13 protein-coding genes are annotated in these 13,099 nt (G+C 67.0%); 11 read left to right on the top strand and 2 right to left on the bottom strand.

Annotation, left to right across the window (positions count from 1 at the left end; translation table 11 throughout):
• From ccsB to WAQ08_RS04685, 7 genes are all read left to right on the top strand, one after another.
• Entirely contained in the window at positions 1–1,359 is a 1,359-nt protein-coding gene (ccsB, locus tag WAQ08_RS04715) for a c-type cytochrome biogenesis protein CcsB (RefSeq protein WP_422189489.1), read from the top strand.
• A 39-nt stretch (positions 1,360–1,398) separates the two neighbouring features.
• Entirely contained in the window at positions 1,399–2,160 is a 762-nt protein-coding gene (locus tag WAQ08_RS04710; protein WP_422189487.1) for a Crp/Fnr family transcriptional regulator, read from the top strand.
• 105 nt (positions 2,161–2,265) lie between these two features.
• Positions 2,266–4,617 (top strand): hypothetical protein, encoded by a 2,352-nt coding sequence (locus WAQ08_RS04705; protein ID WP_422189485.1) that lies wholly within the window; start codon positions 2,266–2,268, stop codon positions 4,615–4,617.
• 112 nt (positions 4,618–4,729) lie between these two features.
• A complete protein-coding gene (locus tag WAQ08_RS04700) occupies positions 4,730–5,245 on the top strand; it encodes an OB-fold protein (RefSeq protein ID WP_422189483.1) in 516 nt (171 codons plus the stop codon).
• Positions 5,246–5,293: 48 nt separating this feature from the next.
• On the top strand, positions 5,294–5,488 hold the full coding sequence (locus WAQ08_RS04695) for a hypothetical protein (RefSeq protein WP_422189481.1): 195 nt from the start codon (positions 5,294–5,296) through the stop codon (positions 5,486–5,488).
• Entirely contained in the window at positions 5,467–6,159 is a 693-nt protein-coding gene (locus tag WAQ08_RS04690; protein WP_422189479.1) for a bile acid:sodium symporter family protein, read from the top strand. Before WAQ08_RS04695 ends, WAQ08_RS04690 begins: the two co-directional genes overlap by 22 nt.
• 96 nt (positions 6,160–6,255) lie before the next feature.
• Positions 6,256–6,666, top strand: coding sequence for a hypothetical protein (locus WAQ08_RS04685; RefSeq protein WP_422189477.1), 411 nt, complete (start codon positions 6,256–6,258; stop codon positions 6,664–6,666).
• Positions 6,667–6,696: 30 nt separating this feature from the next.
• Here the strand turns inward: WAQ08_RS04685 and WAQ08_RS04680 are convergent, their stop codons facing one another.
• Together WAQ08_RS04680 and WAQ08_RS04675 are read right to left on the bottom strand one after the other, a co-directional pair.
• Entirely contained in the window at positions 6,697–7,920 is a 1,224-nt protein-coding gene (locus WAQ08_RS04680; RefSeq protein ID WP_422189475.1) for a flavin-containing monooxygenase, read from the bottom strand.
• Positions 7,917–9,398, bottom strand: coding sequence for a flavin monoamine oxidase family protein (locus tag WAQ08_RS04675; RefSeq protein ID WP_422189473.1), 1,482 nt, complete (start codon positions 9,396–9,398; stop codon positions 7,917–7,919). The genes WAQ08_RS04680 and WAQ08_RS04675 overlap by 4 nt, the downstream gene beginning before the upstream one ends.
• Before the next feature lie 245 nt (positions 9,399–9,643).
• Here WAQ08_RS04675 and WAQ08_RS04670 point away from each other — a divergent pair, with 245 nt between their 5' ends.
• From WAQ08_RS04670 to WAQ08_RS04655, 4 genes are all read left to right on the top strand, one after another.
• Entirely contained in the window at positions 9,644–10,816 is a 1,173-nt protein-coding gene (locus WAQ08_RS04670) for an RNase A-like domain-containing protein (RefSeq protein ID WP_422189472.1), read from the top strand.
• 10 nt (positions 10,817–10,826) lie between these two features.
• Positions 10,827–11,138 carry a contact-dependent growth inhibition system immunity protein gene (locus WAQ08_RS04665; RefSeq protein WP_422189471.1) on the top strand — a complete coding sequence of 104 codons (312 nt, stop codon included), beginning with the start codon at positions 10,827–10,829 and terminating at the stop codon, positions 11,136–11,138.
• A 368-nt stretch (positions 11,139–11,506) separates the two neighbouring features.
• Positions 11,507–12,574, top strand: coding sequence for a TonB-dependent receptor plug domain-containing protein (locus WAQ08_RS04660; RefSeq protein ID WP_422189470.1), 1,068 nt, complete (start codon positions 11,507–11,509; stop codon positions 12,572–12,574).
• Positions 12,478–13,002, top strand: a complete 525-nt coding sequence (locus tag WAQ08_RS04655; protein WP_422189469.1) for a TonB-dependent receptor domain-containing protein — start codon at positions 12,478–12,480, stop codon at positions 13,000–13,002. The genes WAQ08_RS04660 and WAQ08_RS04655 overlap by 97 nt, the downstream gene beginning before the upstream one ends.
• The last annotated feature ends 97 nt before the right edge of the window (positions 13,003–13,099 follow it).

Here is a 13,099-nt window from a genome sequence, read left to right as displayed (position 1 = left end):
ATGACAACGACCGCCCACCCCCTGCCACTGGCCGCCCGCCCGGCGCGCCGCTCTGCCTTCGACTGGGTCTTCGCCGCGCTGGTGGTGCTGGGCGCCGTGTTCGGCTTTCAGCGCTACGGCGCCTCGATGGACGTGTACGAGAAGGGCATCGCCGCCTGTGCGGTGCCCGCGGCCATCGCGCTGGGCTGGTTCTGGGCGCCGCTGCGACCGCTGATGATCGTGGTGGCGCTGGCCTCGGGTGCGGCCATGGCGCTGTACCTGCGTGCCACGGATGATTTCGGGGTGGATCTGGCCAAGGGCGAGCAGGTGTTCTGGCTCAAGTACATGCTGTCCAGCCAGAGCGCCATCTTGTGGATGAGCCTGCTGCTGTTCATGAGCACGGCTTTCTACTGGGCCGGCCTGGTGATGCGCCGCGACACGCCCACCCTGTTGGGCCGCAAGCTCGCCTGGGGCGGTGTGTTCATGGCGCTGGTGGGTACCTTGGTGCGCTGGTTCGAGAGCCATCAGATCGCCCCCGACATCGGCCACATCCCCGTCAGCAACCTCTACGAAGTGTTCGTGCTGTTCTCGTGGATGACGGCGCTGTTCTGGCTCTACTACGAAGACCGCTACCGCAATGCCGGCCAGCCGCTGGGCGGCCTGGGTGCCTTCGTGATGCTGGTGGTGAGCGCGGCCGTGGCCTTCCTGCTCTGGTACGCGCTCACGCGAAACGCCCATGAGATCCAGCCCCTGGTGCCGGCCCTGCAGAGCTGGTGGATGAAGATCCACGTGCCGGCCAACTTCGTGGGTTACGGCACCTTCGCGCTGGCGGCCATGGTGGCGCTGGCCTACCTGCTCAAGACGGCCACGCCGCGCGCGCTGTGGGGGGGGCTGGTGGGCGTGCCCGGCGTGTTCATCGCGCTGCCGCTGCTGGGCTTTGCCGTGCTGGGCGATCTGCAGCCCGACACCTTCGGCGCCGTGGCCAAGAGCCTGCGCCTGGTCGGCTCGCTGCTGGTGTTCTTCGTGATCGTGATCGCCGCGCGTGGCTGGATCAACCCGCGCACGCCCAGCCCCGAGGTGGCCGACGATGTGATGTACAAGGCCATCGCCGTGGGCTTCGCCTTCTTCACCATCGCCACCATCCTGGGCGCCTTCTGGGCGGCCGAGGCCTGGGGCGGCTACTGGAGCTGGGACCCGAAAGAAACATGGGCCCTGATCGTGTGGCTGAACTACGCGGCCTGGCTGCACATGCGCCTGATGAAGGGTCTGCGCGGCACCTTCGCGGCGTGGTGGTCGCTGGTGGGCCTGGTGGTCACCACCTTCGCCTTCCTGGGCGTGAACATGTTCCTGTCGGGGCTGCACAGCTACGGGCAACTCTGAGGTGCGCCCGCACGGAGCCGCGCTTAAAGTGGCGCCGCCATGAACGACCTCGCCCCCTCATCCTGGATCACGCCGGAGGTGCGCGCGCTGTTGCGCAAGGACCCCTGGTTCGGCAGCCTGCCGTCCGAGCTGGAGCTGTCCCTGCTGCAGGTGGCCACGCCGCGCCGCCTGCGCTCGGGTGAAGCGCTGTTCCTGCGCGGCAGCCCGCCCGACGGGCTCTACGCCGTGCTCGAAGGCTCGCTGCGCATCTCGGGCGTGACGGAAGCTGGCAAGGAAGCCATCCTGGCGATGGCCGAACCGCCCGGCTGGCTGGGCGAGATCGCGCTGTTCGACAACCTGCCGCGCACGCACAACGTGGTCGCTGAAGGCGCCACGCGCCTGCTGCACGTGCCCCTGGCCAGCCTGCACGAGTTGCTGGCGCGCGTGCCGCTGTTCTGGCGCGAGTTCGGCGTGCTGATGGCGCTCAAGCTGCGCCTGGCTTTCATCGGCATGGAGGATCTGGCCTTGCTGCCCGCCGAGGGCCGGCTGGCGCGCCGCCTGCTGTTGCTGGCGCAGACTTCATCGCTCACGCATGAGGGGCCCTGCGTGGTGCCCATCAGCCAGTCGCAACTGGGCATGATGCTGTCGCTCTCGCGCCAGACCACCAACCAGGTGCTGCAGGGCCTGCAGGACCAGGGCGTGCTGCAGATCGCTTACGGCCGCATCGAGGTGCTGGACATGGACAAGCTGATGAGCGTGGCCGGGCTTTCGAGCACTGAAAAACGTATCCTGGGGCAGATGCAGCCTGTGGCACGCACCTGAGGTCTTTCCCTGATCTGTCGGGCTGGCGACAGCCTCGGTTCAGGGCGCAACGGATCATGCGACCACGCCGGCAGCCACGACCGGCGAGTCCGCAGGAGACCGCCCATGAACACGATCCCCCTGGCATCCCCCGCCAGCTCAAGCCTTGCCCGCCTGCCTGGCGCCTTGCCACGTCTGGGTGTGCTGGCGCTGGCCGTGCAGGCGTTCTGCGCCCACGCCGCGCCCAACTTCCCGGACCAGGACGTGGTCTGCGGCTTCAACGGCGCCCGCGAGCAGCAGCGCGCCGCCTCGGCGCAGAACTTCGCGCAGCCGGTGGTGCAGCAGATGCTGGTCAATGGCGCGCTGGTGTGGAGTGCCGGCAGCAACGTCACGCCCACGCTCAAGCCCGGCGACACCGTTACGCTCAAGGGCAGCGGCTTCGGCCAGGGCACCGACATCGACTTCAGCAAGATCATGATCGGCAACAGCCGCGTGCTGGAGACGGATCTGGTCATGTTCGAGCAGAAGCTCGACATCCTGGCCAGCGCCAACTACGAGACCGGCAAGCTGCGCAGCAACTGGCCCAAGGACGTGATCGGCTGGAGCGACACGCAGGTGGAGTTCCGCGTGCCCTCGCACGCCAGCAAGGGGCCCTTGAAGCTGCAGGTGCAAAAGCGCACGGGCTACAACCTCTCGCTCAAGAAGGCTGGTCAGCCGCACAACGTGATCGACGCGCAGCTCACGCGCCTGGAGGCACCGGCCAACCCCAACTGCGACATTGTCTCGACCCTGACGGATGACACCAAGGCGATCACGCCGATCAGCGTCAACGTGAGCAACGCGAGCTTTGCCGAGATGGTGACGCTGGGCCGCCAGATCTTCTGGTCCTACGACTACGGCCTGGGCGTGGCCCACAAGTTCAAGAGCCTGGACTGGGACAAGATCTTCGCGGGCAAGACCACCGACCCGTACACCCGCAAGGCGGCCGACCCGGCCCTGCTGTTCGGCGCGCACAAGACGGTGGCCGGCCAGGTGCCCGATGAAGCCATCAACGACGTCACGTTCGACCCGTATCCGCAGGAAAGCCCCATCCCCGGCTTCCTGCTGATCGACAAGCAGCTCACCGCCGGCAAGACCAGCAACAGCGGCTGGGTGGGCTACCGCTATGCGGAGTCGTCGCACCCGCTACTGAGCCGCGGCAAGTGGATCGGTTTCAACTGCGCCTCGTGCCACGGCTACAAGATCAGCTACGGCAAGGGCAGCGGCACCTTCACCAAGATCTTCCCCGGCTTGCCCAACCCGCTGTGGACGCAGCGCTGGACGGTGCTGGGCGACAAGACCACGGACACCACAGCCACCTTCGCCTACATCGTCGACAACGAGCCGGGCCCGAGCTGGTCTACCGGCACCAAGAAGGTCGACAAGACACCGCTGCTGTACCTGATGCCCGGCGGCGCGACCGAATCGACGCTCACGCGCAAATCGGGTGAAGGCACGCAGTACGACAACGACTACGTGTTCTCGCCGATGGTGATTCCCAATGTCACCAACCACCTGCCGATCCGCCGTTCGCTGTCGCACACGGAATCCTTCGTCGGCTTCGAGGGCTCGTACATCCATGCGCAGGAGCCGGAAGGCGCCATGGGCTCGATGGACCAGAAGTCGCTCAAGGCGCTCACCGCCTACATGTCCGTGCTGGACAAGGATGACGACGACCTGCGCAACGTGGGTCTGTTCCGCTGGCTCAAGGCCAATGGCCGCTTGGGGCAGACGGGCAGCAGCGCCACCACCGAAGGCGCCTTCGTGCAGAAGACCTGGCAGCAGTACCCCGGCGTGGTCGGCGCGGTGGCCCAGGGCAAGGCCGCGTTCGATCAGGCCTGCGCCTCGTGCCACTCAGACAAGCTGGGCGCCAATACCAACGAGAAGATGCTGCCGCTGAGCGAGGTGGGCCGCTTCTTCGCGCCTTCGGATTTCCAGTACAAGCAGCAATCCATCCGCGTGACCTTCCTGCGCAACCTGTACTGGGTGCAGTCGCGCGGGCTGCTGACCGACGGCCACGTGCGCAACCTGGAGGATCTGGTCAACCCGGCACGCTGCACCGAGGGTTCGCCGCTGTACAACCAGTACTACACGCTGCATGCGCCGGTGCGCCCGGCCCTGGGCTCGCCTGACCAGCCCGCGGTGTTCCCTGATCTGAACCGCAAGGGCGATGTCTTCCGTGTCTACAAGGCCAAGAAGAAGAACATCTTCGACACCACGGCGGATGCGCGCAACCTCTTCGTCGAGCGCCACAAGTACTTCGTGAGCATGCCTGGCGACAACGACCACTACTACTGGGACTACCAGAAGCTGCGCCGCGAGTTCGGGCCCGAGATCGGTGCGCCGGGCCCCATCGGGCTGCCTGCCTCGCCCCACCCGTGGTGCGCGAAGGCGCCTTCCGAGATATCGAATCTGGTCCAGTACTTGCTGACGCTGTGACCGTGTTTTCTCCTCAGGCGTTGCACAACGTTCTGTTCGCCGCCGGATGCCCTCCGGCGGCTTTTTCCATGGCGGTGCGGGTGGCGTGTCGGCGCGGGCAGCGGAGGCTGCAATGAGCCGGTCCGTGCGCGAAGGCGTATGGATGGGCCTGTGCGGCGCCGCGCTGGCGGTGTTCGTGGGCACGCTGGCCTGGTGGGCGGGGTGGCTGGGCGACGGTGCCGCCGTGGTGGCGTTACCGGCCGATACCGGCCAGCGATCAACGACGGACCAGCCCGCAGCACCCGTGGTGATGCCGCCCCCGACTGATGCGGTCGCCTCAGCCGTGTCCCCCGCCGGCCTGATGGCCGACTACCGCGACAGCGGCGGCCGCTCCCACGCCAAGCACGCTGGCAAGCGCCTGAGCCTGCAAGGCGCCGTGGTGTCGGTGGAGTCGGGCGAGAACGGCCTGGTGATGGTCAGTCTGGACGCCGGCCCCGACCTGCCCCCCGTGCGGGCCGTGATCGCGGACAGCGATGCGGCGCGTGTCCGCGATTGGTCGGCGGGCAGGGCGGTGGTGCTCGATTGCGCGAACCAGGGCCTGCTGATGGGTGAGCCTTTGCTGGCAGACTGCAGGGCGGTGAAAGATTGAGTTCAGGCGCGGTCTTCGCCTGCCCACCGTTTGACGTAAAGGATTCCCATGCAAGGCGATGTCGCATCGACCATCCTGCTGCCGGCCGTGCTGGCGTTCATCATGTTCTCGCTGGGCCTGGGGCTCACGGTGGCGGATTTCCGCCGCATCGTGCGGCAGCCCCGCGCCCTGCTGGTGGGCGTGCTGTGCCACTTCGTGCTGCTGCCCCTGGTGTGCTCGGCATGCTCAAGCTCGTCGGCCTGACCGGCGCCTTCGCCGTGGGCTTCATGATCCTGGCGGCCTGCCCCACCGGCAGCACCTCCAACCTGCTGACCTACCTGGCCCGCGGTGACGTGGCGCTGGCGCTGAGCTTCACGGCCGTGGCCAGCGTGCTGACCATCTTCACCCTGCCCTTCATCGTGGCCTGGTCGCTGGCCTACTTCAGCGGCGCCGAGCAGGCGGTCGATGTGCCGGTGAGCATGATGATGGTGCAGGTCTTCCTGATGATGGGCCTGCCGGTGGCCCTCGGCATGGGGCTGCGCGGCTGGCGCGAACCGCTGGCCCTGCGCCTGGAGCCCAAGTTCACCAAGGTGGCCACGGTGCTGTTCGTGCTGGTGGTGATCGCGGCCATCGCCAAGAACTGGGCCATGGCCAAGTCGGCCTTCCCAACGCTGGCACCGCTGGCCCTGGGCCTGAACGTGACCATGCTGGCCTGTGGCTTCGCAGTGGCCTGGTTCTCGCGCCTGTCGCGCCGCCAGAGCGTGACGCTGGGCATCGAGACGGCAGTGCAGAACGCCACGCTGGCGCTGGTGATCGCCAGCACCGTGCTCAAGGACAGCAACATGGCCATCCCCGGCGCGGTGTACGGCATCGTGATGTATGTGGGCGGCCTGGCCTTCGCGCTGATGATGCGCCGGTTCACGGCCGAGCGTTGATTGCTGGTGGCCATACGGCTGCTTTCAAGTTCGCGCGCGGTTGGTCGATAGCTGGGATAGAGTCTGTCCAACACACCCTCACACCCATCGACCACCATGCGCTACGTACTGCGTGATGCCGCCGGAAAGATCGTCAGCCTGCACCTGGAACCGGTGCCGGGTGCGGAGCCACTGCCGCGCGACCACCCCGAGGTGAAGGCTTTCCTGGCCATGGCCGACGATGAAAAGTCCTTCGCCGGGCTCGATGCCAACCTGGTGCGGGTGCTGGAGGATCTGATCGACGTGCTGATCGAACGCAACGTGCTGCGCATCACCGACCTGCCGGCCGAGGCGCAGCAAAAGCTGTTCGATCGCAAGCACTTCCGCAGCCGCGTGCAGAAGAAATCGCTGCAGCTGTTCGGCAGTGATTTCAGCGGCGAATTCGGCGGAGCGCCATCGCCCTCGCAGGGCGTGCTGCCCGATGTGACGGGCCTGCTGCCGCCGGACGACAACGTGCCCAAGCTGTGAGCATGGGGTCGCGGCGGGTCAGCCCACTGTTCAACGCATGGCGCTGGCCTGCGTCTGGCCGCTGGCCGCAATCTCCCGGCTGATCAGTTTGGCCTCGTGCGCGATCTCGCGCAGCATGCCGGTGGGCGACACATAGAAGCCGCACAGGTGCAGCCCCTCAGGCAGGCCCGGCTGCGGGCTGGGCACCTGCTTGTCGGGCAGCGGGATCTGGCCGCCCTCCAGCCAGTGGCCCACCTGTGAGCGGTAGCCCGTGGCCAGCACGATGGCGTCGAACACCTTGCTGCGCCCGTCGGTGAGGACGACGCCTTCGGGCGTGAAGCGCTCGATGCCCGGGAACACGCCCACCTCGCCGCGCTTGACCAGATCGATGGTGCCGATGTCGATGAAGGGTACCTTGCCCTCCTGCCGCACCTGTGCCACGGGGCCCAGCCTGGGGCGGGGCAGGCCGTAGCGGGTGAGGTCGCCCACCAGCAGCCGCGTGGTCGGCGCGTTGACGGCATCGGCCAGCCAGGCCGGCCATGAGCGCTGCAGGATGCCCACCGTGAGGAAGGGCGTGCCCATCACCTCGCGCGGGATCACGTTGACGGGGCTGCGCACGGCCAGGCTGGGTTTGGCCTGGTGCTCCCACAGGTCGATGGCGATTTCGCCGCCGGAGTTGCCAAGGCCCACCACCAGCACCTCCTTGCCGGCCCAGCGCGCGCCGTTCTTGTAGTGCGCGCTGTGCACGACCTCGCCCTTGTACTGGTCCTGCCCGGGCCAGTGCGGCAGGTGGGGATCATGGTTCACGCCGGTGGCCAGCACCAGGTGGTGGGTGCGGTAGCGGGTGTCGTGCGTGTCGACCTCCCAGCAGGGCTGGCCGCTCGGTGTGCCTTCACCGCTGAACACGCGCCGCGCTGACACCACCTGCTCATGAAAGCGCGGGCTGATCTGGAAGTGCTTGGCGTAACCCTGCAGGTAGTCGACCACCTGCTGGCGCGAGGGGTAGCGCGGGTAGTCGGCGGGGAAGGCCAGGTAGGGCAGCTCGGAATGCGCCTTGTCGGTGTGCAGGTGCAGGCGCTCGTAGTGGCGCATCCACGAGTGGCCGACGTCGCCCGTCTGCTCGATGATCTCGAACGGCAGCCACAGGCGGCGTAGGCAGGCGGCCACGGCCAGGCCGGCGGGCCCCGCGCCCACGATCAGCGTGGGGGTGAAGGGGGCCTGGCGCAGCGGGCCGGGTGCGCCATCGGTGGCATGGGTGGTGGGCAGCGCGCTCATCGGGTCAGCACCTCCTGCGCGGCGCGCTCACCGGAGCGCACGGCGCCTTCCATGTAGCCTGTCCAGATGGTGGCGGTTTCAGTGCCGGCCCAGTGCACGCGGCCGGTGGGCGGGCGCAAGGTGCTGCCGTAGGCGGTGAGCACGCCGGGTGGGAAATGCCCGGTGGGGCCGCCGCCGCTGAAGTTCTCGGCCTGCCAGTTCATCTCCAGGTAGCCGATGGGCGAGGCAGCCTTGGCGCCGAAGTAGGCGGTGAAGGCCTCGATTACCTTGCGCTTGCGCACGGCCGGCGTCATCAGCAGGGCCTCGCGCGCGTCCACGCCGTCGATGAAGCCCATTAGCGCGCCGGGGGCACCGGGTTCGGGTGGCGTGTTGTCGAAGGTGACGCGGGTGATGAAGTTGTCGCTGGTGACCTGGCCGTTGAGGCCGTCGTCGCGCCAGAAGGGGCGGTCGTACAGGCAGTGCACCTTCCAGATCGAGCCCATGGGCACGCGCTGCGCCATCTGCAGGCGCAACTGGGTGGGGCCGTCCAGCGGGGCCAGGCTCAGGCGCGAGGCCATCCACGGGGACATGGCCACCACGGCGCGCTGTGCCCGCACGCTGAAGTTCGGCCCTTCCACGGTGACGCCGCCGGCATCCTGCGTGAGCGACTGGGCCTGCGCATTGAACAGGAAGCGCGAGGTGCCCAGCTCGCGCGCCATGGCCAGTGCAATCGCCTGCGAGCCGCCGACGATGCGGTCCTGCTGGCCGCCGCCGGTGGTGCTGAGCAGCGGTGTGAGCCCGCCGCCGCTGTTCACGTAGAACAGCAGGTAGAGCAGCGAGATGTCCTGCGGTTCGGTCGACAGCAGCGAGAGCACGGCCAGGCGCAGCAGGTTCTTCGAATCCTTGATGAACAGGTTGGCGTCGATCCAGGACTGCACGGTCTGCTTGTCCCACTCGGCGGCCTTGGCGGCTGTCCAGGGGGCGTCCAGCGGCACCTGCTTGGCCATGGCGTCGATCTTGAGCATGGCCAGGCCCACTTCGCCCGCGGCCAGCAGGTTGTTGAGCGGCAGCACGCCGTCATAGGTGCTGCGCCGGCCGTTGGCCCAGTTGACCAGCTTGCCGGTGGTGTAGGCCGTGTGCGTGACCAGGCCCAGCTGCTGCACCAACTCGTACATGCGCGTCTGGCCCGGGCCGATGAACTCGGCGCCGCCTTCGACCACGTAATTGCCGAAGGGCGCGGGCAGTGTCTGGTTCAGGCAGCGCCCGCCGACACGGTCACGCGCTTCGAGCACCAGCACCTGGCGGCCGGCCGCCGCCAGGGCGCGGGCGCAGGCCAGGCCCGAATAGCCCCCGCCGATCATGACGACATCGGTGTCGTGGTGCCCGCTGGCCGCTGGGCCCGTGGCGGCCTGGGCCGGGCGGGTGGCCAGCAGGCCGGAGGCCGCGGTGGCGGCGGAAGCAGTCAGGCCTGTCAGCAGGCGGCGGCGCGTCGTGCTCATGTGCGGGGCTCCCAAGGGTGGTGTGTGGGCGGGCGGGTCGGTTGGATGGTGGGGATGGGGGCCGCCCGCGCCATGATGGCCGCAAGGCCGCCAGGCAAGTGTCTAGTGCCTGACAGAGGAGGGGTTTCACGCAGGAGGGGACGAGGCAAGGCAAGCCGCCTGATCGCGGGGGCACGAATGCTTTGTGAGGGGTGGCACCGGCATGGCGGAGCTAAACTGCCCGCCACGCGGATGACGTGCCTTGCATGACAAGGCGCCACGGCGTCAAACACAAATATTCAGGATGGGTTGTCTTTCATGGGCAGGGTACTTTCATCGACTGGCAACTCGGCACACGGGCCGGGTTCGACGCCGCAGCCCCCTCGGGCACCCGCAAAGATGAACTGATCTGCCGCCGTCCTGGCGTGGCACCGCTGTCGGATTGGTCTCGCCATGTGGCGCCTCATGGCCAGCGCACCCGTGTGGACGATGGCCAGAGTGAAGCGGCCCGCTTCGCGCGGCTGAGCAACACCGACAAGCTGGGCGTGGCGCTGCGGACCACGGCAAGTGCCGTAGGGCCAGAGATGGGCGGCAAGCTGCAGGAGCTGGTGTCGCCCACCAACCTGGCGATCATGGCCGGCGCGTTGGCGATCTGGGTGGGCGCGCACGCCACACCCATTGGCTGGGTGGTGGACATCGGGATGGTGGGCCTGGGCGTCGTCGCCCTGGGCGCAGAAGCCGTCAGCGTGATGCGAGAACTGCATGCTTTCGCCATGGGCGTGATCAGGGCGAAGAGCGAGGCAGACCTGATGGCGGCGGGGCGGCATCTGGCCAAGGCGATCGCCATCGTGGGCGTGGATGTGGTGGTGGCCATCCTGCTCAAGAAGGCCGTCGTGAAGGTGCGGGAGCCCGGGCCCGCAGCGGGCGAGGCGGCTGGTGGGCCGAAGCTGTTCGGGAAATATGATCCGCAAGATGCTGCCAAGTCTCTGCCGGCGGAGCGTGCGGCTGCGGGTGGTGGGGGAGTTGTAGATGAGGCAGCAGCGTTCAGTCGAATTTCTCCCGGAGGTGGTCTCCAAGCTCACGAAAGCGCGGGGGGACATTTATTATCGAAGCATGTCGGTAAGTCTGAAAGCGATCTCATGAACCGTTTGGCAAATGAGCCCAAAATTTCGGGGTCTTCATCTTTTTATAACCGGGCCACGGCGGAAGATGCAGTATCTAGAATCATTGATGCCAATCAAGGTAAGATTGCAGAATGGTTGAATGGACCCGGAGGACGTTTGAGACTTGATCATTCGCTTACCAAGCCAGTTGGTGTTTCTGTGGTCCGGGGTACAGAAGGAGCCATTGATGTGAGATCAGGGCGGGTCATTCTGATCAAAGATTCATCGATGCAAACAGGCTATAAGATTCTTACCGGATTTCCAACTCAACCATGATGATTGAAAAATGAAGAGTCTTGAGCAAATATTGGGCTGCTACTTCCATCAGGATTGGTTGGATGAGTTTGGGAGCTATGATTCAGTGATTCGTTCAATTATTGAGTCCGAACCGGTTGAAAAAATTGAATCCGGCATGGAAGAAATAGATTATTTGTTGGCGTCTGATTGGGGGGAGGGGCAGTTGAAGGTGATTTTGATCGATCAGCTCGGATGCTATTTTGATCCAGCAGCTGACGGTATGACCTACGAGTTCTGGCTGAAGAAACTGCACACTGACTTCGCGCAGGCGCATCGTTTGGCGCCTGGTTCCGGAAAGTAGGACAGGACGAGGCGAATCACATACCCACCAGAAAAAAAGCGCCGGGCGGGTGACCCGGCGCTGAAAGGGGCGCTTGCACGCCCGAGGAGACGCCGCTTGCGCGACGCATGAAAGCGGTAGGGGCCAGGAAGGGCGCGCCGCGCCTGGCCCGTACGGGGGTGACCTGCTTCGGGCAAGGCCATTGGAGGCCCTGCAGACTCAGGCAGATTCACGCCACATCAATTGATCACGAAAGTGATCAGATTCGGGCGATTTTGGCTTCGACGTGTGTCGGATCGGTCATGGAAATCCCTAGAATTCCGTTAATCTTCTTTCGTAAAACTCTTTTCGTTTGTTGTGTGGCGCTTTGCGACTGCTGGCCATGGGCGGTGCATGCGCAGGATGGGGCTTCCGGTGTGGCCGGTGCCTTGCCCGAGGTGGTCGTCAGCGCCACGCGCACTCCGCAGGAGCGCCGCGACGTGGCCGCCTCGGTGGATGTGGTGGACGCTGCCACGCTGCGGCAGATGGGCCCGCAGATCAACCTGTCCGAAGCCTTGCAGCGCGTGCCGGGCCTGGGCGTACTGAACCGGCAGAACTACGCGCAGGATCTGCAGATCTCCAGCCGGGGTTTCGGGACCCGCTCGACCTTCGGGGTGCGCGGGGTTCGCCTGTACGCCGACGGCATCCCGGCCACCATGCCCGACGGGCAGGGCCAGAGCGCCTCGTTCGACCTGGGCTCGGCCGAGCGCATCGAGGTGCTGCGCGGGCCGGCCTCGGCGCTGTACGGCAATGCCGCCGGTGGCGTGATCCAGGTCTTCACGGAGGATGGGCCGCCCACGCCCGAGGTGTCCCTGGGGCTGGCGGCCGGCCCCGATGGGCTGCGGCGCGGCCAGCTCAAGCTGGGCGGGCAGAGCTGCGCGCTCAACTACACGGTCAACATCAGCCGCTTCGACACCGATGGCTGGCGCGAGCAGGCCAATGCCAAGCTGCGCTGGGATCTGCCCGGCCGCGCCACCCTGACGCTGGTGGGCAGCCACCTGGACATGCCGGGCGTGCAGGATCCACTGGGCCTGACGGCGGCGCAACTGGCCGCCAACCCGCACCAGGCCGATGCGGCGGCCATGGCCTACGACACGCGCAAGGACATCGCCAACAGCCAGTTGGGCCTGGTCTACGAACGCCCGGTGGGCATGGCTGGCGCCACGGGCGAGGACACGCTGCGGCTGATGGTCTACGGCGGGCGCCGCCAGGTGCGCCAGTTCCAGGCCATCTCGGCCGGTGCGCAGACGCCGCCCCGCCACCCCGGCGGCATCATCGATTTCAGCCGCGACTACCAGGGGCTGGCTTGCGGCACAGCCGCGTGCGCTTCACCTCCCGCGACCACTACATCGTGCTGGGCAACGGCGACGACAGTGGCGCGATGGCTTTCGAGGCCACCGCGCCTGTGGCTTCGGTGATGTGGAAGCCCTCGCCCGCGGTGCACCTGTACGCCAGCGCGGGCCGCAGCTTCGAGACGCCCACGCTCAACGAGGTGGCCTACCGCAGCAACGCTGGCGCCGAGCCGGGCTGGAACCAGGGGCTCAAGGCCAGCCGCGCGCAGCACCTTGAGATCGGCCTCAAGAGCCGCCCGCTGCCGCGTGCCACGCTGGACGTGGCCGTGTTCACCATCGACACCGACGACGAGATCGCCGTGGCGCGCAACGAGGGCGGGTGCTCCACCTTCCAGAACGTGGGCCGCACGCGGCGCGACGGGGTGGAGGCTTCTTCGCGCTGGGCCATCACCCTGGCCTGGAGCACCTACGCGGCGCTCACGCTCACGCGTGCTCGTTACCTCGACACCTTCAGCTCCGTGGCCGTGGCCAGTGGCGTGAGCACCAGCACGTAGGTGGGCGCGGGCAACGACCTGCCCGGCGTGCCGCGTCGCACGGCCTATGCCGAACTGGCGTGGCGGCCGGCCGCCACCGGCTGGCGCCAGGTGTGGG

The sequence above is a fragment of the Aquabacterium sp. genome (genome assembly GCF_049274795.1).
Lineage (GTDB): Bacteria > Pseudomonadota > Gammaproteobacteria > Burkholderiales > Burkholderiaceae_C > Aquabacterium.
Note: the sequence above shows the minus strand (reverse complement) of the source record. Positions and strands in the feature narration are given on the sequence as shown.

Bases quoted from the DNA above. Each gene is read 5' to 3' on its own strand.
- WAQ08_RS04670 (WP_422189472.1), top strand. From the start codon at position 9,644: ATGACAAGGCGCCACGGCGTCAAACACAAATATTCAGGATGGGTTGTC.
- WAQ08_RS04695 (WP_422189481.1), top strand. From the start codon at position 5,294: ATGCAAGGCGATGTCGCATCGACCATCCTGCTGCCGGCCGTGCTGGCG.
- WAQ08_RS04680 (WP_422189475.1), bottom strand. From the start codon at position 7,920: ATGAGCGCGCTGCCCACCACCCATGCCACCGATGGCGCACCCGGCCCG.
- WAQ08_RS04665 (WP_422189471.1), top strand. From the start codon at position 10,827: ATGAAGAGTCTTGAGCAAATATTGGGCTGCTACTTCCATCAGGATTGG.
- WAQ08_RS04700 (WP_422189483.1), top strand. From the start codon at position 4,730: ATGAGCCGGTCCGTGCGCGAAGGCGTATGGATGGGCCTGTGCGGCGCC.
- ccsB (WP_422189489.1), top strand. From the start codon at position 1: ATGACAACGACCGCCCACCCCCTGCCACTGGCCGCCCGCCCGGCGCGC.
- WAQ08_RS04685 (WP_422189477.1), top strand. From the start codon at position 6,256: ATGCGCTACGTACTGCGTGATGCCGCCGGAAAGATCGTCAGCCTGCAC.
- WAQ08_RS04675 (WP_422189473.1), bottom strand. From the start codon at position 9,398: ATGAGCACGACGCGCCGCCGCCTGCTGACAGGCCTGACTGCTTCCGCC.
- WAQ08_RS04705 (WP_422189485.1), top strand. From the start codon at position 2,266: ATGAACACGATCCCCCTGGCATCCCCCGCCAGCTCAAGCCTTGCCCGC.
- WAQ08_RS04710 (WP_422189487.1), top strand. From the start codon at position 1,399: ATGAACGACCTCGCCCCCTCATCCTGGATCACGCCGGAGGTGCGCGCG.
- WAQ08_RS04690 (WP_422189479.1), top strand. From the start codon at position 5,467: ATGCTCAAGCTCGTCGGCCTGACCGGCGCCTTCGCCGTGGGCTTCATG.